Below are 21,098 nucleotides of genomic sequence, written 5' to 3'. Positions count from 1 at the left end.
AGAATAAAACCATGAAAATCGGATTAATGTTTTCAGGGCAGGGAGCTCAGCAAGTTGATATGGGGATGGATTTCTACCAATCACTACCAGCCTATCGCACCCTAATTGATCAAGCCTCTCAGCAACTTGGCTATGATTTAACTGAAGTGGTGCAAGATGAAAGTAAAATTAAGCAAACTGAATTTGCTCAACCTGCGATTGTAGCTATGAGTTTAGCTATTGTTCAGGCTTTAGGAGCTGATTTACCAAAGCCAGTGGCTAGTGTCGGTCTTAGTCTGGGAGAGTATTCCGCTCTAGCAGCAGCTGGAGCAATGACTTTTGATCAAGCACTGGCTATTATCAAAGATCGCGGTCGCTATATGCAAGAAGTTGGGGACCAAAATCCAGGTAAAATGGTTGCGGTAATGGGTGATGACCAAGATTTAATTGTGACTACGTTAAAAAAGTTGCAAGAGCGTGGTCTCCAAGTTTATCCTGCTAATTTTAATACTTTTGCCCAGTTAGTGATTGGTGGTGTGGCTGCTGATGTTGATCAAGCAGTGGGCGAATTAACCGCTGCTGGTATCAAACGAATGGTTGAATTACCAGTGGTGGGTGCCTTCCACACGCCACTCTTAAATGAGGCTGCTCTTCGTTTGCAAAATCGTTTGGCTGATGAGACTTTCCAGCCTTTGCTTTATCCGGTTTATTCTAATACTACGAAACAACCATTTATTATTGATCAATTAAAAGACACGTTGAAGAAACAAATTGTTTCACCAACGTATTTTTCACAAGACTTACAGGCCATGTTGGACCAGGGAGTGGACACTCTGATTGAGATTGGTCCTGCAGCAACTTTGGTTAAATTTGCTAAAAAAATTGCACCCAAGGAAGTGGCGCGTTATTCAATCACCGACTTAGACAGTTTCCAAGAAGTACAGGAAATGCTAAGTGCTGGAAAGGAATAGACAATGAATTTTACCGATAAAACTGTATTAGTGACCGGATCCTCACGAGGTATTGGTTTGGCAATTGCGCATGCCTTTGATAATCTAGGGGCTCGGTTAGTCTTACATGCACGCTCAGCTATCAAACCAGAGGTAATTGCTAGTTTTCATCAAGAGCCGTTGACTTTGCAATTTGATATTGCTGATGCTGAGGCTGCTGAAGAAGCGTTGAAGGCTTTGTACAAGCAAGATGGTTTTGAAGGGATTGACATTTTAGTTAATAATGCCGGTATCACTAAGGACCAAATCACTATTGGTATGTCACCAGCTGATTTTGCCCAAGTCGTTAATGTCAATTTAAATGGTACTTTTAACGTCACACAACCTATTTTTAAGAAAATGATTCGCCAAAAGCACGGTTCAATTATCAATATTAGTTCCGTTGTTGGGCAAATGGGTAATGTTGGACAGGTTAATTATTCAGCTGCTAAGGCTGGATTAATTGGTATGACTAAGACCTTGGCCAAAGAAGGTGCTCGACGTCAAATTCAAGTCAATGCAATTGCACCAGGGATGATTGTTTCTGATATGACTGATCAATTATCAGATAAGGCGCGTGAATCACTTTTGGAAAGTATCCCTTTGAGCCGATTTGGTTCAGCAGAAGATGTTGCTGATGTTGCTGTTTTTCTAGCTGGTAATAACTATATTACTGGACAAACAATTACAGTTGATGGCGGTTTACATATTTAAACCGTTGGATAGAGAAAGGATAGAAGATGACACGAGTAGTAATTACTGGAATTGGGGCAGTTACACCCCTTGGGAATGATACCAAGACCTTTTTAGATGGTATTTTTAATGAAAAGATAGGTATCAAGCCAATTACTAAGTTTGATGCAAGTGAGACTGGTATTACCGTTGCGGGGCAGGTTGATGGTTTTGATCCTGCTCAACGCGTTGGGAAGCGTGATGCCCGTAAGCTTGATTTGTTTTCACAGTATGCCATTGATGCTGCTGATCAAGCAATGGAACAAGCTGGTTTAAAGGCTCCTGAAGGATCGGAAGAGCCAACCACTGTAGCTGATCCAACTCGATTTGGTGTTATTTTAGGAAACGGAATAGGTGGTTTGACAACCATCCAAGAACAAGTGATTAAGATGCACGATAAGGGGCCTCAACGAGTAAGTCCTTTGTTCGTGCCTGAATCGATTCCGAACATGGTATCAGGAAATGTATCTCTTCGTTTTGGCGCTAAGGGTGTTAACTTTACTGTTGTAACAGCTTGTGCCTCAGCTACGAACGCTGTTGGGGAAGCCTTTTGGCGGATTCAATCTGGTAAGGAAGATGTGATGTTAACTGGTGGTGCTGAAGCTACGGTTAACGAAATTGGAATTGCTGGTTTCGCCGCTTTGACTGCTCTTTCTAAGGAAACTGATCCGGCCAAGGCTTCTAAGCCTTTTGATAAAAACCGTCATGGTTTCGTCTTAGGTGAGGGATCAGGTGTTATGGTTCTTGAGAGCTTAGAACATGCCCAAGCACGTGGTGCTAATATTTTGGCTGAAGTAGTTGGTTACGGTGTTTCATCCGATGCTTATCACATGACTAGCCCTGCTCCTGATGGGGAAGGTGCTGCTCGGGCCATGAAGGCTGCTTTGACTGATGCGCAAATTACACCCGAACAAGTAAGTTATATTAATGCTCACGGAACTGCTACGGGCGCCAATGATTCAGCTGAATCAGAAGCCATTGCTTCAATCTTTGGTCCTGACTCAGTCTTAGTATCATCGACTAAGGGAATGACTGGTCACTTACTTGGTGCAGCCGGAGCCATTGAAGCAGTTGCTTCAATCGGTAGTTTGCTACGTGGTCAAGTACCAGTAAACGTTGGTTTTGAGGAACCAGACGAACATACTAAGTTGGTTAACCTAGTTGATGAGAGTAGTAAAAATACTGCTCCTGAATATGTTATGAGTGCTAACTATGGATTTGGTGGACATAATGCCGCTGTAGTCTTTAAAAAATGGGCGGGAGATAATAAGTAATGGACCTGAATATTAAAGAAATCCGAGAATTGATGGCGGATCTTGAGAAGGGTTCACTACGAGAAGTAAACATCCAAGAGGGTGACTTTGCTTTGCATCTTTCCAAAAATGAAAATGTTGCGGCTCCAGTAGTTGCGCCAGTTGCTACGGCTCCAGCCACGGCAGTGCCTGCTACGCCGGTAACAGCTACAGAAGCTGCGCCAGTTGCTAGTCAAGCAGCACCAGTGTCAGGTGAAGAAATTAAGGCACCGATGGTGGGAACAGTTTACTTGAAGCCTAAGCCAGATATGCCCGATTTTAAGCAAGTTGGGGATCATGTTGAGACTGGTGAAACGGTTGCCATTATTGAAGCAATGAAGCTAATGACAGATATCAAGAGTGATGTCACTGGTACCATTGCGCAAGTGCTAGTTAAAAATGAAGAAGTGGTTGATTACGATAAGCCACTTTATCTTGTGACCGTTGATTAAATTACATGTTTGGTTTCGGCCAAACGTACATAAGTCAAAACAAAAGGAGAGAGTGTAAATGACTATTTTAAATACCCAGGAAATTCAAGAGATTTTGCCACATCGTTATCCTATGTTGATGTTGGATACAGTCGAGGAATTAGAGCCCGGCAAGCGGGCCGTGGCTTTGAAAAATATCAGTATTAACGAAGAAATTTTTCAAGGACATTTTCCTGGTAATCCGACTTTTCCTGGAGCATTAACAGTTGAAGCACTCGCTCAAACTGGTGCCGTGGCCTTGTTGTCGATGCCAGAATTCAAAGGTAAGACTGCCTATTTTGGTGGTATCAAAAAGGCGCGTTATCGTAAGATGGTTCGTCCCGGCGATCAAGTTCGCCTAGAAGTGACTTTGGATCGTTTGCGCGGCCCTATTGGAACAGGTAAGGGAATTGCCTGGGTTAATGGGAAGAAGGCCACAACTGCTGAACTAACCTTTATTATTGGAGAATAAAATGTTTAAAAAAGTATTGGTAGCCAATCGGGGTGAGGTGGCCGTGCGCATTATCCGCACCCTTCAGGAAATGGGAATCGCTGCAGTAGCAATTTATTCTACGGTAGACCGCGACAGTTTACACGTGCAGATAGCTGATGAGGCCATTTGTGTTGGTGGCCCTAAACCTACTGACTCCTACTTAAACATGAAAAATGTGATAAGTGCCGCTGTGTTGACTGGTTCTGAGGCAATTCATCCCGGTTACGGTTTCTTATCAGAGAATAGTTTGTTTGCTGAAATGGTCGGTGAAGTTGGTATTAAGTGGATTGGTCCTCGACCAGAAACCATTGACTTGATGGGTAACAAAGCTCATGCGCGTGAAGAAATGCGTAAGGCTAAGGTGCCTGTGATTCCAGGATCAGAAGGCTTTATCCACAATGTCGATGAAGCTAAAGTTGTTGCGCAAGAAATTGGCTATCCTCTACTATTGAAAGCTGCTGCTGGTGGTGGTGGTAAGGGAATGCGTTTCGTTTATCATGAAGAGGAACTAGCTGAAAAGTTTGACAGTGCTCAAAGTGAAGCGCGAGTTTCTTATGGTGACGAGCACATGTACATTGAAAAAGTGATGACCCATGTTCGTCACATCGAGATGCAAGTAGTTCGTGATCAGAATGGTCATGTTTTATGCTTGCCGGAACGAAACTGTTCCCTACAACGTCGTAATCAAAAGGTTATGGAAGAATCACCAGCAGCTTCAGTTACGCCAACGATGCGAGCTGAATTAGCTGATATTGTGACCAAGGCGGTTAATGCCATTGATTATGAAAATACCGGAACGATTGAATTTTTGCAGGACCATGATGGTAAGTTCTATTTCATGGAAATGAACACGCGAATTCAAGTTGAACACCCTGTAACTGAGATGGTCACTGGCTTGGACTTGGTTCGTTTACAGGTACAAGTGGCTGCTGGTATGGATTTACCTCTTCAACAAGAAGATATTCAAATTAAAGGCCATGCGGTTGAAATGCGATTAACAGCTGAAAAGCCAGAACAAGACTTTGCGCCCAGTGCTGGAAAGATTGAATTTGTTTTCTTACCGACTGGTGGACCAGGTGTTCGAATTGATTCAGCTCTTTATACCGGAGACACTATTCAACCTTTCTATGATTCGATGATTGCCAAGTTAATTGCACATGATAATACGCGAGCAGAAGCACTAACAAAATTGGAACGGATTGTTGATGAGACTGTTGTGGTAGGGGTTTCTACTAGTCGAAAGTTCCAAAAAGCACTTTTGTTAGATGAAAATGTTCAAAATGATCGTTTTGATACTAAGTATTTGGAAGATGGTTTTCTACCAAATTGGGAAAAGCAAAAAGCTGAATTAGCAGCTCAAGATGATTAATTTGTCTGTTTGATTCTTGGTCGGAGAATTAGAGGAGAAGGCGTCAAAGACTATGGATTTATTTAATTCACACAAAAATGACATTGCTAATATTGTGGTTGATGAAGCGGCCAAAAATCGGATTCCCGATGGCCTCTTTTTGGCCTGCCCATACTGTGGTAGCCAAATGTACAATAAGCAATTGGGCGAGTACCGAGTTTGTGCTAATTGTGGTTACGGTTTCCGTTTGCAAGCACGTGAACGAGTTGCTTTATTAGCCGACGAATTTGAAGAATTCGATGAAGATGTATCAATGCATAATCCGGATTTTCCCGGTTACGCTGATAAACTAGCTCGAGCAAAGAAACAAACCGATATGGGCGAGTCAGTTTTAACTGGAAAGGCGTTGATTAAGGGCCAAACGGTTGCTTTGGGAATCATGGATTCATACTTTATGATGGGTTCTTTAGGGTCAAAAACTGGTGAAAAAATTACACGGTTGTTTGAGTATGCTACTGCTAATCGATTGCCACTTGTGATGTTTACTGCTTCTGGTGGCGCTCGAATGCAAGAAGGAATTAATTCCTTAATGCAAATGGCTAAGATTTCGGGTGCCGTGGCTGCCCATCAAGAAGCTGGTTTGTTATATCTAGTTGTCTTAACTGATCCAACCACCGGTGGTGTAACGGCTAGTTTTGCCATGCAGGGTGATATTACGCTAGCTGAACCTCACGCCTTAGTTGGTTTTGCCGGTGCCCGCGTTATTGAATCAACAATCCATGAAAAGCTACCGAAAGATTTTCAACGAGCAGAAACCTTACTAGCTAACGGTTTTGTTGATGAAATTGTTCCTCGTCCTGATTTAGCTGCTGTCATTGCTAAGATTGTTCAAATGCATTCAGGGGAGGCATAAAATGGCTGATTTATTAGGATTTTTATTTAAACATGATGTAGCTCCAGCAGAAGTTGTGAAGCGTTCCCGTGAGGACCGTTTTTTTGCCCGAGAATTAATTGACGGTTTGTTTACCGACTTTATTGAGCTTCATGGAGACCGTCTTGGCGGTGGGGATGATGAATCCGTCATTGGCGGTATTGCCATGCTGGGGAATCGCCCGGTAACGGTCATTGCCATTGATAAGGGAATCGATATTAATGATAAGTTATCCAAGCGGAATGGTTCACCCCAACCTTGGGGTTATCGTAAGGCCCAACGTTTGATGAAACAGGCCGAAAAATTTCATCGTCCAATTATTACCTTTATCAATACTCCAGGTGCTTTCCCTGGTAAAGAGGCCGAAGCCCAAGGACAGGGAGATGCTATTGCTCAGTCAATTTTAGAATCAATGAAATTGACCGTGCCAATGATTGCGATTATCTACGGTGAAGGGGGCTCTGGTGGAGCCTTAGCCTTGGCTACTGCTGATCAGGTCTGGATGTTTGAAAATGCGACCTATTCAATCCTTTCACCAGAAGGATTTGCTTCTATCTTGTGGAAAGATAGTAAGCGTAGTGATGAAGCAGCCGGTATCATGGGGCTTACACCAAAAGATTTGTTGGAAAAGCACGTTATTGAGTATGTTATTCCGGAAAATCGTCATCATGCCAAAGTATTTAGCGCTTTATCAGCTAAGTTAACAACTGAAATTAACCAACTAGAACAAGTTGGTGGACAAGAATTAGTTAAAATGCGTCGTGCCCGTTTTCGTGCCTTTTAGCCTTAGCTAATCTTTGTTATAATAAAAGCTACTAGGATATCCTAGTAGCTTTTATTTTGGGTCTGTTTATGGAATTCGACAGGCTGTTTAGAGCATTGGCTGCATTCCGCCGTCCGGGCGTAAAACGGGCAGACATTTAACTGCAAAAAACAATAATTCTTACGCAATCGCTGCCTAAAAACCAGTGATCCGTAGCCTGAATTTGAAGGCTAGCATTTGAATTTAGGTTTAATAAATGGCTAGACCGCTAATTCTTACCCACCTGATAAGAATTGGTTAAATCAATCAGGTTAGTGGTGTTGATGGGCCGTGAGCTATGGCGGACAGCATCATGAAATTAAATGATAGCCCTAAGAATGTAGACGCTGGTGTATCGGGCGGTTTGGACAGGGGTTCGACTCCCCTCAGATCCATTGTAGTGTTCAAGAGAAGTCAAGAGCATTGAAAAACGTTGCTGTTATGCGATTTAGTGATTTTCGACAATCAAGAGAAATCATTAGAAATTACGTAAAATAACAGAAAAAGTAACAGATAAAATAACCTAGCTTCCTAGCAATGTAACGGCGTTTAAGCTGTTTTTTATTCGTCTTGAAATAACAGAAAATAACAGAAAATAACAGATAAATAGTAAAATACTTTGTTAGTATATTGTCGATGTGTCCACGGTTTTAAACGGGTGTACCTAAGGTACGCCTGTTATCAATGAACCACCGTGCATGGAAGTACACAGGTAGTAGGACGCCCTAAATTGGGGCTCCCTTTCATTGTTGTTGGTATGTGGTTATATCCACGTAGCAAGCAGTTAAGGTACAAGAGTAGTTAGAGCTACGCTTGTTACAAGGGTGCCTACAAGCACGGTTGTGAGACCACCGTAGTTACAACTACGCAGGCTCAGAGATAGACAGTACATAGCTAAGTTATGGGGGATGAATGGCAGATTATAAAGACAAGATACTCAAAGCATACTTCACGGGTAAGATGGCCTTAGCGATTAAACAGCGAGAGTTAGAAATACGTCACGGGCACAATCATGTTGACGACGTAAACCGTAACATTAGAGCTAAGAATAAACAAAGCCATACTACTGAGACAACCTTAGCAGTCTTAGAACAAGACCCATACATAAACACAACTAAAGAGGTCATGGAGTATATTAGTGAATGGCTTGAGGTGTTTGATGAGTTAGATCAACAGATTATTAAACTAAGATACACAGGCCATAGCTGGATAAACATTGAGTATCGGCTAGCCCTTGGTAACAGGACAGGTAACAGACACCTCAAGGAGGCTAAGAGCTGGCTAGTGTTAGATGATACTTACTTGCTAGGGATAAGGTCGTAAGAACCTGCCAAAACCTGCTATCCATACCGACAAAATCCGACAATTTGCAGAGCTAAGAACCTAACAAAACCCAACATATACGAACCAAATCCCTATAATAGGGTTGAGGTTTTATGAGGTAGTAGCCATGTAGTAAAAAGTATTCTCTGGTAGAATTACATATATCTGTTGGAGGAAATATGACATATTTAGTAAATATTTTTAGTACTTTGGTTGCGTTAGAATTCTTTTACATCATGTATTTAGAGACGTTTGCTACCCAGTCAAAAGCGACTAGTAGGGTGTTTAATTTATCGAGTGAGGTATTAGCAGATAACGATATTCAAACGCTATTTAAAAATCAGGGCATCTACAATGGTTTGATTGGTGTTGGAATTCTATATGCCGTGCTTTTTATGCCTGAAATGCTGTTACCAATTATGATTTATATTGTATTAGTAGCACTATACGGAAGTCTATCGAGTGGTGATAAGACTCTTGTCTTTAAGCAGGCGGGATTAGCAATGTTAACAATTCTATTAATAACGTTTGAACGCTTATAATTCGATTTAAGCGTTTTTATTTTGCAGTGGTGTATTTACACGAACGCAGACATAAAAAGCTAGATACCCCCGCCCTTGTTTTTCTGACGAAGAGAGCGCTCATATATCGTCATCGTATAAAAAAGTTCAGTTTTTGAAAATTTTAGGTAGGGGGGTACCCTTGACAAAGCCCAGTGTTAAGTGATTTGTGTTTTTGCCACTTTTGGCAGAAAAAGGCGCTAAATAGGGCGATTATTGAGTGCTTTCTGCATGTTTAGGATAGCTATAAATCTATTGATGGCAATGATTTAGCGATTATTAAACTAAAAACGTGCGCATTTTAGAGTAAGTAGCTATATTCTAAAAAAATAATAAGTTGACGGCACTTTAAGCGTTGATACATAAGCGTTTGTGGCTGTTTTGGTTGTTATCGTGGGAACTTTATTGGTGTTTTAGGTCTCTTAGTCTTCGCATTTGGTACAGATTGACCAAAACTGGTCAACAAAGAAACAGAGGATTAGATACCGCCTCAAAGTGTGAGAACCTTGTCAGTATTTTAGAATCTATTAGGCCTTTGTTGTCCTAAACTGGACAATTTAGAAACAAACGGGAACACTGTGCCCAAAAGTGGGTATGAATATGCCCCACGTCTGGGGAAAGGGAGTAACGAAACGTAACGGCCTAGCTTAAACCTAGCCCGACGTGGAGTAAGCTGGGGTGGTAAATTGCCACCTTAGACCTGCTACTGTGATCTACCGAGTCAGGTTAGAAAGAGAGTCCAATCTATACCGACATGAAGTAGGTGAAGGGGGTAGCGAATCACGACCCCCTTAGGGACACCAACGGACAATATAAATTAATAACCTAAGGTCGTGCTTTTCGACTTTAGCACAGACAACCTGACGCACGGAATTAGTGCGTTAGATCAATGGCATTAGAGTAACTTTCGCCAGAAGTGGCGAAGATATTTAAGATGACGCCCTGAAACGAGGCCTCATGTAAGGGAGTGCCAACCTTGGATAGCCTTAGTTAAATATCATGGTGGAATATTGTTTTGAGTGCATTAGTTTTGGTATCATAAATAACTAAGAACAACTAATAGGAACTAATATAATCTAAAATATTACTTTTTTATGTTAGACTTTAGATGATAATAAACAGAAGAAGGAGTGGCGTGCTATGGTAGTTAGAAATGATAATGTAGTAATTAAAATAGACAGCACTAACCAAGTAGAGCGCTTGCGTAAGATTTTTAAACCAACTAAGACCGAGGCAAACGAAAAAGCTAAGCGAGTTGGGGAGCGTTTTCGTAATGCTCATACGAGCGTGTTGCGCTTTAAAAGTAGTTTAGAGCATGAAGAGTGATATTTTTGAGGTTGTACCGGCAGATTCTTTAATAGATTCAAGTCAGCTAGAAAGTTATACCTGTGGTGTCCCTGGCCTTGATGACTTTATAAAAATATATTCAAGAGAGATGGAAGAATATAACAAGACAGCACTGAGTGCTGTCCTTATAGGTAAAACCGTTGTGGGGATGTTTGCTTTATCCACTACTAGTACAGTTACTTATCAAGAGGATAAACACGGGAATGAAGCCTTTGGTGTGGCTAGTAGTTTGTATAATCAATTACCATTATTAAGCATTGACCATTTATCTGTAAACAAACTGTATCAGTATGATGGGAGCGATGACAGCCCACATATAGGAACAGCCATTCTTCAATTTATTTTCGGCATAGTAGTTGATTTACGTGTCAAGTATAATGTCGCTATTGCTGGGGTAACCGTTGACAGTCTTCCTGATCCAGTTGATTTTTATATCAAAAATGGGTTTGATTTTTTAAATAACTTTGAAGAAAATAGCTATAAAGAAAGTTATACGTTAGTCATTGGTTATGAAGAGTTAGAGAAGAGTAGTAGCTTTATTCACTAAACTATATTTGCTAAATATCATCACTATTTGATAATAATGGCGTAATTAGTTACGCTAACTAAGATATATACGGCCTGTTATATATCGCCTGCCGCGGGCATAAGAATAACGGCGTATGTTTCAGTGGTAACGCCTGACCACTCACAGGCAACTACATAAATAAGACCTCATGAGTTCAGCTCACGGGGTCTTTTTGTTTGTGTTTAAACCAGATTATCTGGCAGAAAGGGAATGAGGTAGCTTGCTGATGGTTGCAATAACACCCAAGAAACACTGAGATAAAACGTTATCATTTGTTATCAATCAGGTTAGTAAAAGTTAGTATATTTTATACCAACAAATACCATCATCCAATTGCAACAAATGGCAACATTTTATTCCAACATGTAACCTTAGCAATTCTTAGCATAAATACTAGCATATCATCGCAGTCTATAAGGGCAATATACAGCCGTCCTGAGCAGTGAATACAGGCTGTTAAAAGCGTTGCAACAAAAAAGTGTAACCAAAGGATAAAAGGTTACACCTAAAAAGTTACATGGTTACAGTGGTTGAGGCCTGTGGTGTAGCGCCTAACTAAGCCGAGCTACTGGGGATGAATACTAGGAAATACTAGGATTTTAAGCCAATAAAATTGCAACAAATGGCAACATTGTTAGATAGAAAAATGTTAGTAAATGTTAGGGTATCTGTTGCGATTTATTCCAGCATTTTCCAGCATTCTGTGACTGCTTTAAGGCGGTAAAAAGGTACATCCCCGTGGTAAAAAAGTTGTGCACACAAAGTCGAAAAAGTGTGCAACTTTGTTGCAAAAGGTTGCATACAAAAAAGGGGATAAGGTTACACTTAAAAAGTCACAAAATAGATCCCTAAATCTAGGCTGTGGTTCGTGCAATTTTTGCACTAGTTGGAGTCTTAAAGTTTGCTAGCAGTCACACCCAAACGGCCAAAGGGAATGCACTAGACTACCTACGCTAGAAAGCTGGAGCAGATTGACCGTATCAGTATGCAACTATTTAAGCTCTATCAAATCTACAAAGAGGCCAGAGAAGCACACGACAAGGCCATTAAGGAACAATGGGAGTAGATATAAACAATATAAATAAATGTGTAAAAAATAATTAATGTAGTTGTAACTAAACTTTGATTTATGAATTATTGCAATTAATGTGTGTTGAATGGTAATATGGAGTTACAGAAAATACGGTATAGCTAGACTAGCTTGTTTTTCGCACATTATAAAAAATCCTGATCGGCACACTGCTGTTCGGGATTTTTTATTTGTTTTTTTATAAGAAATCATAAGCCAAGAACATACGTCTGATATTAGTTGTTAAGTGATTAGTACCTAAATAGTCTTTTAAAATATATTTCATAAATGCATCTAATTTCTCGCGATTAAAGTTGTTTATATGAAGAGATATGTAGCTTATCTTAACCCCGAATGGTACCTCTGTATTAGCACAAGTAAATATTTCCATCGGATCGTCAGTATTTAAATTATCTAGAAGGTGGCTTGTTTTGACTCCAATTTTTTGAATTTTAGATGTTAATTCGTTCATATCTTTTGGATTGTTCAATTTGTACTGTAGATTTCTATCTAGTCTTTCTTGGTTTGAAACTAGCTCCTTTCGATAACCACTCTGTTGAATGGAATTATAAATTTTTGAAACAGGTAATTGGGATTGCTTTGTTTCATTAGTAATACAGGACAACATTGCCTCAATAGGATAGTTATTTTCTTTAAAGAAATAATCAAGTAAGTATTCTATAACAGTTGGGATTTTTACAATAACCCGTTTATCACCAAATGCAACAACAATGTTTTTATTTTTTATGTCTTCTGACAAGTTGTTGAGATCCGAAAATGATGTTAATACTGTATCTAAATTTCCTTCCTGACCTTTTGTTGCGATAATTTCTTTAAATGCATTTTTGAATTTTGATATTTCGTTTGGTGAATATCCTTGATTAACTTTATATATTTGTTGATAAATTGATGTGAAATTGTCAGTAGTAATGCTCGTATAGTATAACTTTGACTCGGATTGTTGACTAATTACCTGAGTTATTTCGGATAATCCAGGTTTATATTCAACAACACCAACTAAATTGGCTGCCTGTGCAATGGAGTATGGTAAATTATCGCTAAAATCTGACAATAACGATTGCACATTTTTATCTGTTAGAGAGTACCCTAAGAAAATGATGGGAGACTCAGTGAGACTAGAAAGTATTTTAGCATTGACCAGAACTGAACTACGTTTCATTTTTTCATAGTCTTTATCAGTAATCATAATGGAATTTGGTTCAGATATAGAGCCATGTATCTTATAAAGATCATTCCAACTAGTTGAGCTATCAAAAAGGCCACCGTTTCCAACATGGACATTGATATTGATCTTATTCTTCTGTAAAGATGTTTCAATAAGATTATCGTAGTTTGTAGTAATAATCATACGTGCCTTTGACAGCATTTTTGAAAAGTCCTCAACCTCGTCTTCTACTCCAGATCTGGGTTTTAAGTTGGAAAATATTTCGGCAATCGCTGCTCTGAATGGGGATATTTCTTGTTCATGAGCTTCCCGTAACGTTAAAGTATCCATGGATATTTTCTTACTCCAGAAAGAGTTGTTATAGTCCTTTTCAATTATCAAAGCTAGCTCTGTCAATACTTTAAAAGAATCTTGATTGTATTTTGAAGACAACTCAGCAAATTTAGCGTAATACTCATCTTCCTCTTGGCCACTTTTAATAAGCAGTGTACGTAATAAATCTTCCCATGTAGGAGCATTTTCAAAGTACCTTTTAGTTATCCCAGACCCTATAAATATTATTGGGTATTTATTTTCTTTTACTAAGTTTTCTAAAAAATTCATTTCTCAACCTTTGTATTATCTCTTATAACCAAATTATTGACTATTCATCCCTATCATCGGGGGTGTTTTTATCTGATTTGATACTCAAATAGACAATATTAATTCCCGTCTAATTGGTGCATTTTCTGTATTTCACCACTACTCATTAGGTTAGGGGTGGTAGCGTATGTATCGTTTAAAGCGTCCTTAACACTCATACCGTTCTTAATCTTGGTAGCTGTAGGTGTTTCGGTGTGTGTTTTTAGGTATTCAGCTAATGTCATTGAGCTATCTGGAGTATCTGATTGCTGCTCTGTTGGCTGGCTTTGTTGCTCTTGACTAGCTACTTGGTTATTGTCAGCATTGCTCTGAACTGTCTGACTAGAGCTATTACTTTGTTCTTGCTGACTACTAGAAGAGCTAACGGGGCTACTAGAGCTGATCTTTATGCTGCTACCCTTAGTGGCCTTATGTGTTTTATTTGTTAATCTATTATGAAAACTGCTGTTAAGTACAAATCCTATATTAGCTATAGCAAGCACACCTACTGCCACAATGACGTATTTATATGTTCTCTTTTTCATACACTTCTCTCATCCCTGTTTTAGGTCTATTATTTGTACATGATAATCACGCAATAACCACTAGAAATACCCTTAAGATTAATGACCTCATGGCCTTGCTGTTCAATATCATTGATAGCGCTGTTTAACTTCTTTTCTAGCCCGTTATCTGTCACGGCTGATACTACTTTAGTTTGCATAATATTCACTCCTTACCATTGGGAATTTCTCTGTTTGGGTTTTATTTTAAGGTTGTGCTGATAATGAACATTGTAATTGTAGAAACCAAAATTAGTTTTTGCTTCTTAGAGACTTCTGTTCGATTTTTTCTGTATTTAGATATTAGTAAAATTTGATAAAACAGGCTCGCAAGTAATAAAATTTTAAATGTTTTTAGTAAAATTTCGTACATAAAACTTACTTTCTACCGTCCTAATTGGGGGCGTTTTTTTATTGATATGGATTGCTATACTTAGCAGAAAATTCATAGAAACCCATTTCATAAAAATCCATATCATTGATTAAGTTAGTGAATTGTCTATCGACTAACGTTTTAAATCCCCCAATAGACGTCACAGTGTCGGTATTGGAGGCAATTTCGACGCACCATTCATAAGTTTTATTGAGCATGCTGGATAGATAGGCACCTTCCCAATCTGCATACTCATCCAGTAGCACAAATAATGCTTTTTTTCATTTTTCTTTACCTCTAAACTCAGCCTGTTTTTAGGTCTATTATTTATACAAAATGAGTGCCCGGTACGTTATAGACCAAGGGGTAACGCTAATAATTTCACGATTTTGCGCCTCCAAGTCATTAATAGCCTGATTTAGTTTTTTTCTAGACCATTTTGGGTATTAGCATCAATAATCTTTACTTGCATAATATTTACTCCTCATCCTCATTGTTTAATGACTTAAAAAAGACAACAGCACTGTAATAGATTTGTAGGCCATTGGAGATATCTGTAAGTCATTATAGTTGAGAAGCTTAGGCCCTTTTACATAACAAACTGGAATATTAAAACTTTTCCCAAGTAGCAAATTTAGATTCACGTGCTCCACATTTATACTTTAAATTATAGATTAAAAAGACAACAAAATGGGGCCTTTGTGAAACAGGGAGGCTATAAAAATGTTAGGAACTATGGAATACGATACCTATACTTAATTATTATCTATCGAGGTATAATTTTGGCAGAGGATATTAGATGGATAAAGAACGATTGAATACCTTAACCGATGGTGTTTATGCAGTGATTATGACCTTACTGGTATTAGATTTACCGCAACCTAACCAGCCTTTAATGCTGAATAGTTTTTCTACAGTTAGTGTACATTTTGTCGCCTATTTGCTGTCATTTTTAGTATTAGCTAGGCTTTGGGTATATATTCATAGTGGTTGGCAGTATGTGCAAAAGATAAGTAACCGTGTCATTTGGATTAATTTTATATCATTGTTTATGCTGACCTTGTTTCCATACGCAACGACTATGGTCGCAGAAAATTTTAACAATAAGATTGCGCAGATGATTTATGGGGTGGTAGTACTGCTGACCAATGTCATCAATGCTTATATCTATGATGAATTAAAGAAACTACATCGAGATGATCGCCAGACCTTAAAACAACTGGATATTAGGTTGAAAACAATCCGGTTTGATTTGGTACTAAAAGCGATCGGAATTTTATTGACGCTCACAATTTATACTCCGGCGGCCTTTTTCTGTGTTATGCTGTCGCTCATTAGCCCAACGATAGTAAAATTTTGTAAACAGATTGTTCGACATTGATATTTATTAAAAATATAGTGATAAAAAGCGCCCGTGATTCCTAATCACGAGCGCTTATTTTGGTTTTACCATAACCAAAGTAAAACGGAACCAACCATACTAAGTACGGCAATCACGCCGATGGCAATGAACCAGGGTTGTTTATAGGGACTATCTACCGTTGGTTGCCCTTCGTTATTTTGCTTCTGATCTTGTTCTTTCATATTTATCCCCTTATCTAATACTGTAGCTGTGTTTAACAGGTTTCTAATTATTTTATCCCACTATTTAATCTTTTAGTATGTATAAAATTAAAGTTGGATATCAATGGGCTTTTCAGTAGCTTTAGCCACGACCTCTAAGCGTTTACGTAACATATCTTTGGAATAATTAATATATATATGATAAGGTGTTCCGTTGACTTTTTTTGTTAACTCAGTACCGGATTTAGAAATGCGAGCTGTTGTCCCAATGAATTTGACTGTATTCGGTTCATTATCGCTGATTAATGGTGTTAGTAACGCTAATGATTCGAATTTTAAGACATCAGTGATTACAGTGATAAAGATTTGGCGGGCGGAAGGGCCTGTGTATTTTTTACCATTATAGTTAACAAATTTTTGATCGGTATCGTTATTTTCTTCTGGTTCATTTTCTTCAATCGGATTTTCTTCTAGTAAATCAATATTGGCGATATTAGCTAGTGTATCCTTAACTTGAACTAGGAGTGCTTTGGCAGTTATTTTGCCTAATTTATCAATATAACTAATATTACCTTGAGTATTATTATCAAGTACTAGGCTTGTTTGTGCAAACTCTTCAATAAGTTCAGATTCTAGGTAATCTAGTTGGGCTTTGGAGAGGTGACCATCTTCACGACCAAAGAAAATGACCTTATTCCACCAATCCTTATGAAGATTATGTTGCTGTAACCGAGTAAATGTTGCACTAGAAGCTTGTCCGATATAGCGGCGTTGGTGGCCAATGAGGATGTATATACCGGGTTTATGGGCTTCATCTAAAAGACTAAGTTTAGCTAAATCATTTTTATCGGCAGTGACAATAAAGATTGGTTCATTGTAGAAAATAGAAATATGGTCATTAGTTGATTCTTGACTAATAAAAATGTGACGGGGCATATAGTTCATCGCTTTCAATAAATCTGCTAAATAAATTATAACGTAAAAAAGCCCCTAAATTGGGGCTTTTCATTAATTCAGAGTAGCTATTTTCACTGTTTATTAGCCAATTTGAGTTTGGACATGTCCATGGGTGGTAGCCATCGATAAAATAAAGAAGATAAAAATGACATAAAGTACTAATCCGGCAATGCCGATAATAAATTGAGCTAGACCGGCACGATTCCAAGTCGCTTGAACGGCTTGGAAAGTCTCGATATCTTGGTAATCACCTTTTTGCCAGGCCCATTCGTTGCCTTTAAAGCCACAGACAAAAATCCAGACAAAGTTAAAGATTGGAATTAAACTTAACAAAGGCAGATAGGTTTTATTTCCAATTCCCCAAAAGATACCATACATAAAGGCTCCCCAGTTCCAGCCCTTGACTTCTTGTGGTACTTCTTTACTATTTTCATTCATGTCTTACTCTCTCCTTAATAAATTAATTTTTCTGGGAGGTTAGAGCATCTAGCTTAGCTAACATTTGCTTTTGTAACTGGGCATTTTCCGCTTGCAATTTATTGTTTTCCGCCTGCATCTTTTGGAATACAAGGGCATCTTCATGTGCTTGGTCAAAGCCCCATTGTTCTTCTTTAGTACGAATCAGGGACTTATTAATAAATTGAATCGTGTAAAAGACTGTTACAGCGATAAAGAGCATTGTCAAAAAACTATTAAAAAAGTCGCCAAAAGGAGAGGCAATTAAATCAAAATCAAGTGGATGATCCTTGTATAGCGACCATTTGATTAAAAAGTTAACTGTACCAGAGACGGTGGAAATTAAATCCTTAATGGCCGATCCAAAACTGTTACCAACAACCACCGAAATAACAAAGGTGAGTAGGTTAGGCGCAAAAATAAATTGCCGGAAGGCTACCCATTTAGCATTTGTATTGTTGAGTAACTTATCAGTTTTTTGTGTGATGCGGTCTGTAGTTTTCATAACATTGAAACTCCTTGTAATGTCCGTTGTGATAACTAAGCCTAATAACCTTTCCCCCTTATTCCATTCTAGCATGGTGAGTGGATTGTAGTATTTATAAGCCTTTTTTTAAAAAATATTTTATAATTTAATTAATAGAGGATATATAAATAATGAAGCGTAAAAATTGGGATTGTGTGATTTATGTGGGAATCGTCGTACTATTATTTTGTGGCACGGCGCTAAGTATCAGTCACGTTAATCGAACCGATAAATATAAAAAAATGATTGTTGCCGCCAAAGATGTACCAATGTGGCAGGCGGATACACAACCATTAGTCAGTGAAAATGAATTCAAACATAATTTTATCGAAGCCAATCATCAAGGCAAGTTAGCAACCCAGCTAAGCCCTGATGATTTGTCTGGAATTGTATTACCAGGACTACGAGGAGCTTGGTCAGTTGATCACCGCAGTCGCAAAGCTAGTTTTGGTAATAATTGGGTACCACAGGGGATTACCCAGAATAATCAGTATATTTTTGTCAGCCTTTACGATGGTGATCATCAGCGTAATTCACTCATTATGGTGATTGATAAAGCTAGCCAAAAATATGTAAAAAGTTTAATTTTAGATAGTAAATCACACGTCGGTGGTTTAGCCTATGATCCACAATACCAGCGACTATGGTGGTCAAATGATGGGACGCAATTTGCGGGTCTATCCTATACGGATGTCACCAATATTAAGCAGTATCAACCAACAAAAGATCGGCCTATTTTAAAAAGTGAGCGGATTGCCATTCCATGGGCTAGTCGAACGTCGGGCATTGCTTATCATAACCACGAAATGTTTATTGTTAAATATGGTTTAAATGCTGCTACACGGACGATTGCCGTTATGCCTTTTGACGCCAATACGGGCTTACCAACGGATAATCAACGAGTTGAGGTGGTTTATCAAGGAACGAGCTTTAAAGAATATGTTGAAACCTTATTCAAAGAAAAGAAAATTAGTGCCTTAGCTTCCGGCTTTGACCGCATGCAGGGATTAGCGATTACTAAGTCTAATTTGGCATTAATTACCCAGTCGAATGGGGATGATAATTCAGTGTTGATGGTTGTACAGCCTAATGGCCAGACGGGCGATAAATTTGACTATCGTGATGATGTAAAAGATGCTAAAAAAGTTCAGGTACCATCATCAGTTGAGCAAGTTAGTTTGGATAATACTAGTCAGGATGTCTCCTTAATTTTTGAGAGCGGAGCCAAGATGTATCGTGAACAGGGACAACATCCTAAAATAATTGATCGCATTGTGACTATTCCTAGCCAGATTGTTCAGTAATAATAAAAACGGATTCCGTGAGGAATCCGTTTTTATTATGATGGTTCAAACCAAGAAACGATAACCACCCCAATGACAATTAGAGTAATCCCAATGATAATGGGCCAATTGATCGGCTCCTTCCAAAAGAAAACCGCAATCAGAGTGGTTATAACAATGCCTAATCCGGCCCATACGGCATAAGCAATACTCAAATTAACACTTTTGAGTGACAGGGCAAAGCAGTAAAAACAAAAACCATAAGTTAGCATGGAGCCAACTGAAGGCCAGAGCCTGGTGAAACCAGCTGAAGCCTTTAACAGGTTGGTGGCAATGATTTCGCCAGCAATTGCCAAGGCTAGGAGTAAGTATCCCATGGTTGATTCTCCTTGAGTATTTTAAATTGCTCTTTCCAGTTTATTATAAATACATTAAAAGAGAATAAAACTATTTAGGAAACTACTGAATTAAGCGGAAACGCTGATCGTCGGCCATGTATTCTTTAGTATCGGCTGGGGCTTGGATTGAGCCAAAGGGCATTTCTGCCCGTAAATGCCAATTAGCTGGAAAGTTGAATTCAGCCTGGAGTGCTTGGTCAATTAAGGGATTGTAGTGCTGATTAGAAGCACCAATACCAGCCTCAGCTAAGGTAACCCAAATGGCATAACTAGCAATACCTAAGGCTTGTTCGGACCAATCATAGAAATTATCGGCGTAAAAAGGAAAGCGTTCTTCTAAATTTTTCACAACTGCGGTATCTGTAAATAACAATACCGTGCCAAATCCTGACTTAAAGGAATGATCGATTTTGTTTTGAGTCTTTTGAAAACTTTCGGGGTCTTTGGCAACAGTCTTTAATTGGGCCAAGACTAAATCCCATAACTTTTCATGAGCAGCGCCAGTTAGGGTTACGGCCCGAACAGATTGACTGTTGAAGGCACTAGGGGCTTCACGGACGGCCCCATTTACGATGTTAAAAATCTCTTCTGGCGTTTGAGTAAGCTGGTTTCCTAAGTTATAGATGGAACGGCGCTTTTGTTGTAAAGAATGAAAAGTCATATGTTTTCTCCTTGTGCTTATATAAAATACACCTAATATGCTATACTCTTTTTAACGAATGGTCAAGTCAGGGGATAGATAATGAAGTATTCTTTACAGTTTAGTGATGCCTTACATATTTTGGTTTATTTAAAAATGTTTGAAGAAAATGAAGGTATCACTAGTCAACAAATTGCTGATAGTGTTAATACCAATCCAACTCGGATTAGACGGATCATGGGAAAACTAAAAAAGGCCGGTTTGATTTGTTCGAGGAGTGGGGTAGCCAACCCTTCTTTGGCAAAATCAGTTGATGAAATTACTTTTTTGTCGGTTTATCAAGCCTTAGATGAACCGCAACGGGTGATTCCTATTGATGAAAATACGAATCCAGAATGTCCGGTTGGTAGAAATATTAAAAGGGCCTTGGCCATCGAATATGATCAATTGGATCAAGTAGTTAAACAGCAGCTAGCGAAAATGACTTTGGCTGATTTGATGGCAAAATTATAAACAATATAAAAAGACGCCTATTGAAGTGCGCCCTCCAAATTGGAGAGAAGTAATGTCATAAATCTTGTCGCTTAATTACTACGGTAATTAGGCGACTTTTTGTTTTTGATACTGCG

Annotated in this window: 24 protein-coding genes and 1 other RNA gene; 16 read left to right on the top strand and 9 right to left on the bottom strand. The window is 38.8% G+C overall.

Annotation, left to right across the window (positions count from 1 at the left end):
* Positions 1 to 11 precede the first annotated feature (11 nt).
* The 13 genes from C7384_RS05485 (at position 12) to C7384_RS05425 (ending at position 10,813) form a co-directional block, all read left to right on the top strand.
* Complete coding sequence (locus tag C7384_RS05485; protein ID WP_089938887.1) at positions 12 to 950, top strand: ACP S-malonyltransferase; 939 nt, start codon at positions 12 to 14, stop codon at positions 948 to 950.
* A 3-nt stretch (positions 951 to 953) separates the two neighbouring features.
* Positions 954 to 1,682, top strand: a complete 729-nt coding sequence (gene fabG, locus C7384_RS05480; RefSeq protein ID WP_089938885.1) for a 3-oxoacyl-ACP reductase FabG — start codon at positions 954 to 956, stop codon at positions 1,680 to 1,682.
* A 26-nt stretch (positions 1,683 to 1,708) separates the two neighbouring features.
* Positions 1,709 to 2,974 carry a beta-ketoacyl-ACP synthase II gene (fabF, locus tag C7384_RS05475; RefSeq protein ID WP_089938883.1) on the top strand — a complete coding sequence of 422 codons (1,266 nt, stop codon included), beginning with the start codon at positions 1,709 to 1,711 and terminating at the stop codon, positions 2,972 to 2,974.
* Positions 2,974 to 3,444 carry an acetyl-CoA carboxylase biotin carboxyl carrier protein gene (gene accB, locus C7384_RS05470; protein WP_089938881.1) on the top strand — a complete coding sequence of 157 codons (471 nt, stop codon included), beginning with the start codon at positions 2,974 to 2,976 and terminating at the stop codon, positions 3,442 to 3,444. The genes fabF and accB overlap by 1 nt, the downstream gene beginning before the upstream one ends.
* Before the next feature lie 58 nt (positions 3,445 to 3,502).
* The gene (fabZ, locus tag C7384_RS05465; protein ID WP_089938879.1) at positions 3,503 to 3,934 is read left to right on the top strand and encodes a 3-hydroxyacyl-ACP dehydratase FabZ; all 432 of its coding nucleotides are present in this window, start codon (positions 3,503 to 3,505) and stop codon (positions 3,932 to 3,934) included.
* Position 3,935: 1 nt separating this feature from the next.
* The gene (locus C7384_RS05460; protein ID WP_089938877.1) at positions 3,936 to 5,324 is read left to right on the top strand and encodes an acetyl-CoA carboxylase biotin carboxylase subunit; all 1,389 of its coding nucleotides are present in this window, start codon (positions 3,936 to 3,938) and stop codon (positions 5,322 to 5,324) included.
* 52 nt (positions 5,325 to 5,376) lie between these two features.
* Complete coding sequence (accD, locus tag C7384_RS05455; protein WP_089938875.1) at positions 5,377 to 6,216, top strand: acetyl-CoA carboxylase, carboxyltransferase subunit beta; 840 nt, start codon at positions 5,377 to 5,379, stop codon at positions 6,214 to 6,216.
* Position 6,217: 1 nt separating this feature from the next.
* Positions 6,218 to 7,018, top strand: coding sequence for a carboxyltransferase subunit alpha (accA, locus tag C7384_RS05450; RefSeq protein WP_089938873.1), 801 nt, complete (start codon positions 6,218 to 6,220; stop codon positions 7,016 to 7,018).
* 58 nt (positions 7,019 to 7,076) lie between these two features.
* Positions 7,077 to 7,434: a transfer-messenger RNA gene (gene ssrA, locus C7384_RS05445) on the top strand.
* Between the two features lie 514 nt (positions 7,435 to 7,948).
* Complete coding sequence (locus C7384_RS05440; RefSeq protein ID WP_089938871.1) at positions 7,949 to 8,359, top strand: DUF722 domain-containing protein; 411 nt, start codon at positions 7,949 to 7,951, stop codon at positions 8,357 to 8,359.
* Between the two features lie 179 nt (positions 8,360 to 8,538).
* Positions 8,539 to 8,901: a DUF1304 domain-containing protein gene (locus C7384_RS05435; protein ID WP_089938869.1), complete on the top strand. Its 363-nt coding sequence runs from the start codon at positions 8,539 to 8,541 to the stop codon at positions 8,899 to 8,901.
* Between the two features lie 1,158 nt (positions 8,902 to 10,059).
* Positions 10,060 to 10,245 (top strand): hypothetical protein, encoded by a 186-nt coding sequence (locus C7384_RS05430; protein WP_089938867.1) that lies wholly within the window; start codon positions 10,060 to 10,062, stop codon positions 10,243 to 10,245.
* Positions 10,235 to 10,813 carry a GNAT family protein gene (locus tag C7384_RS05425; protein ID WP_089938866.1) on the top strand — a complete coding sequence of 193 codons (579 nt, stop codon included), beginning with the start codon at positions 10,235 to 10,237 and terminating at the stop codon, positions 10,811 to 10,813. The genes C7384_RS05430 and C7384_RS05425 overlap by 11 nt, the downstream gene beginning before the upstream one ends.
* 1,289 nt (positions 10,814 to 12,102) lie before the next feature.
* Here C7384_RS05425 and C7384_RS05420 read toward each other — a convergent pair.
* From C7384_RS05420 to C7384_RS08135, 3 genes are all read right to left on the bottom strand, one after another.
* Positions 12,103 to 13,692, bottom strand: coding sequence for an SIR2 family protein (locus tag C7384_RS05420; RefSeq protein WP_089938865.1), 1,590 nt, complete (start codon positions 13,690 to 13,692; stop codon positions 12,103 to 12,105).
* A gap of 98 nt (positions 13,693 to 13,790) precedes the next feature.
* Positions 13,791 to 14,255: a hypothetical protein gene (locus C7384_RS05415; RefSeq protein ID WP_089938864.1), complete on the bottom strand. Its 465-nt coding sequence runs from the start codon at positions 14,253 to 14,255 to the stop codon at positions 13,791 to 13,793.
* Positions 14,256 to 14,284: 29 nt separating this feature from the next.
* Positions 14,285 to 14,434: a hypothetical protein gene (locus C7384_RS08135; protein WP_165806783.1), complete on the bottom strand. Its 150-nt coding sequence runs from the start codon at positions 14,432 to 14,434 to the stop codon at positions 14,285 to 14,287.
* Between the two features lie 1,011 nt (positions 14,435 to 15,445).
* Here C7384_RS08135 and C7384_RS05405 point away from each other — a divergent pair.
* Positions 15,446 to 16,027, top strand: coding sequence for a TMEM175 family protein (locus C7384_RS05405; RefSeq protein WP_089938861.1), 582 nt, complete (start codon positions 15,446 to 15,448; stop codon positions 16,025 to 16,027).
* Between the two features lie 65 nt (positions 16,028 to 16,092).
* Here C7384_RS05405 and C7384_RS08130 read toward each other — a convergent pair whose 3' ends face one another.
* The 4 genes from C7384_RS08130 to C7384_RS05390 form a co-directional block, all read right to left on the bottom strand.
* Positions 16,093 to 16,230 carry a hypothetical protein gene (locus C7384_RS08130; protein ID WP_165806782.1) on the bottom strand — a complete coding sequence of 46 codons (138 nt, stop codon included), beginning with the start codon at positions 16,228 to 16,230 and terminating at the stop codon, positions 16,093 to 16,095.
* Positions 16,231 to 16,317: 87 nt separating this feature from the next.
* Positions 16,318 to 17,145, bottom strand: coding sequence for a GIY-YIG nuclease family protein (locus tag C7384_RS05400; RefSeq protein ID WP_089939025.1), 828 nt, complete (start codon positions 17,143 to 17,145; stop codon positions 16,318 to 16,320).
* 102 nt (positions 17,146 to 17,247) lie between these two features.
* On the bottom strand, positions 17,248 to 17,604 hold the full coding sequence (locus tag C7384_RS05395) for a ribonuclease G (protein ID WP_089938860.1): 357 nt from the start codon (positions 17,602 to 17,604) through the stop codon (positions 17,248 to 17,250).
* Positions 17,605 to 17,626: 22 nt separating this feature from the next.
* On the bottom strand, positions 17,627 to 18,127 hold the full coding sequence (locus C7384_RS05390) for an MscL family protein (protein ID WP_089938858.1): 501 nt from the start codon (positions 18,125 to 18,127) through the stop codon (positions 17,627 to 17,629).
* 152 nt (positions 18,128 to 18,279) lie between these two features.
* Between C7384_RS05390 and C7384_RS05385 the strand changes: the two genes are divergently transcribed.
* Positions 18,280 to 19,452: a hypothetical protein gene (locus tag C7384_RS05385; RefSeq protein WP_089938855.1), complete on the top strand. Its 1,173-nt coding sequence runs from the start codon at positions 18,280 to 18,282 to the stop codon at positions 19,450 to 19,452.
* A 35-nt stretch (positions 19,453 to 19,487) separates the two neighbouring features.
* Here C7384_RS05385 and C7384_RS05380 read toward each other — a convergent pair whose 3' ends face one another.
* Entirely contained in the window at positions 19,488 to 19,808 is a 321-nt protein-coding gene (locus C7384_RS05380) for a DMT family transporter (RefSeq protein WP_089938854.1), read from the bottom strand.
* A gap of 82 nt (positions 19,809 to 19,890) precedes the next feature.
* The gene (locus tag C7384_RS05375) at positions 19,891 to 20,490 is read right to left on the bottom strand and encodes a nitroreductase family protein (RefSeq protein WP_089938852.1); all 600 of its coding nucleotides are present in this window, start codon (positions 20,488 to 20,490) and stop codon (positions 19,891 to 19,893) included.
* Between the two features lie 81 nt (positions 20,491 to 20,571).
* Here C7384_RS05375 and C7384_RS05370 point away from each other — a divergent pair, with 81 nt between their 5' ends.
* A complete protein-coding gene (locus C7384_RS05370) occupies positions 20,572 to 20,982 on the top strand; it encodes an Rrf2 family transcriptional regulator (protein WP_089938850.1) in 411 nt (136 codons plus the stop codon).
* Positions 20,983 to 21,098: the final 116 nt, after the last annotated feature.

The organism is Convivina intestini (genome assembly GCF_003096575.1).
In the GTDB taxonomy this organism is placed as follows: Bacteria; Bacillota; Bacilli; order Lactobacillales; family Lactobacillaceae; genus Convivina; species Convivina intestini.
Note: the sequence above shows the minus strand (reverse complement) of the source record. Positions and strands in the feature narration are given on the sequence as shown.

Bases quoted from the DNA above. Each gene is read 5' to 3' on its own strand.
- C7384_RS05485 (WP_089938887.1), top strand. From the start codon at position 12: ATGAAAATCGGATTAATGTTTTCAGGGCAGGGAGCTCAGCAAGTTGAT.
- fabG (WP_089938885.1), top strand. From the start codon at position 954: ATGAATTTTACCGATAAAACTGTATTAGTGACCGGATCCTCACGAGGT.
- fabF (WP_089938883.1), top strand. From the start codon at position 1,709: ATGACACGAGTAGTAATTACTGGAATTGGGGCAGTTACACCCCTTGGG.
- accB (WP_089938881.1), top strand. From the start codon at position 2,974: ATGGACCTGAATATTAAAGAAATCCGAGAATTGATGGCGGATCTTGAG.
- fabZ (WP_089938879.1), top strand. From the start codon at position 3,503: ATGACTATTTTAAATACCCAGGAAATTCAAGAGATTTTGCCACATCGT.
- C7384_RS05460 (WP_089938877.1), top strand. From the start codon at position 3,936: ATGTTTAAAAAAGTATTGGTAGCCAATCGGGGTGAGGTGGCCGTGCGC.
- accD (WP_089938875.1), top strand. From the start codon at position 5,377: ATGGATTTATTTAATTCACACAAAAATGACATTGCTAATATTGTGGTT.
- accA (WP_089938873.1), top strand. From the start codon at position 6,218: ATGGCTGATTTATTAGGATTTTTATTTAAACATGATGTAGCTCCAGCA.
- C7384_RS05440 (WP_089938871.1), top strand. From the start codon at position 7,949: ATGGCAGATTATAAAGACAAGATACTCAAAGCATACTTCACGGGTAAG.
- C7384_RS05435 (WP_089938869.1), top strand. From the start codon at position 8,539: ATGACATATTTAGTAAATATTTTTAGTACTTTGGTTGCGTTAGAATTC.
- C7384_RS05430 (WP_089938867.1), top strand. From the start codon at position 10,060: ATGGTAGTTAGAAATGATAATGTAGTAATTAAAATAGACAGCACTAAC.
- C7384_RS05425 (WP_089938866.1), top strand. From the start codon at position 10,235: ATGAAGAGTGATATTTTTGAGGTTGTACCGGCAGATTCTTTAATAGAT.
- C7384_RS05420 (WP_089938865.1), bottom strand. From the start codon at position 13,692: ATGAATTTTTTAGAAAACTTAGTAAAAGAAAATAAATACCCAATAATA.
- C7384_RS05415 (WP_089938864.1), bottom strand. From the start codon at position 14,255: ATGAAAAAGAGAACATATAAATACGTCATTGTGGCAGTAGGTGTGCTT.
- C7384_RS08135 (WP_165806783.1), bottom strand. From the start codon at position 14,434: ATGCAAACTAAAGTAGTATCAGCCGTGACAGATAACGGGCTAGAAAAG.
- C7384_RS05405 (WP_089938861.1), top strand. From the start codon at position 15,446: ATGGATAAAGAACGATTGAATACCTTAACCGATGGTGTTTATGCAGTG.
- C7384_RS08130 (WP_165806782.1), bottom strand. From the start codon at position 16,230: ATGAAAGAACAAGATCAGAAGCAAAATAACGAAGGGCAACCAACGGTA.
- C7384_RS05400 (WP_089939025.1), bottom strand. From the start codon at position 17,145: ATGCCCCGTCACATTTTTATTAGTCAAGAATCAACTAATGACCATATT.
- C7384_RS05395 (WP_089938860.1), bottom strand. From the start codon at position 17,604: ATGAATGAAAATAGTAAAGAAGTACCACAAGAAGTCAAGGGCTGGAAC.
- C7384_RS05390 (WP_089938858.1), bottom strand. From the start codon at position 18,127: ATGAAAACTACAGACCGCATCACACAAAAAACTGATAAGTTACTCAAC.
- C7384_RS05385 (WP_089938855.1), top strand. From the start codon at position 18,280: ATGAAGCGTAAAAATTGGGATTGTGTGATTTATGTGGGAATCGTCGTA.
- C7384_RS05380 (WP_089938854.1), bottom strand. From the start codon at position 19,808: ATGGGATACTTACTCCTAGCCTTGGCAATTGCTGGCGAAATCATTGCC.
- C7384_RS05375 (WP_089938852.1), bottom strand. From the start codon at position 20,490: ATGACTTTTCATTCTTTACAACAAAAGCGCCGTTCCATCTATAACTTA.
- C7384_RS05370 (WP_089938850.1), top strand. From the start codon at position 20,572: ATGAAGTATTCTTTACAGTTTAGTGATGCCTTACATATTTTGGTTTAT.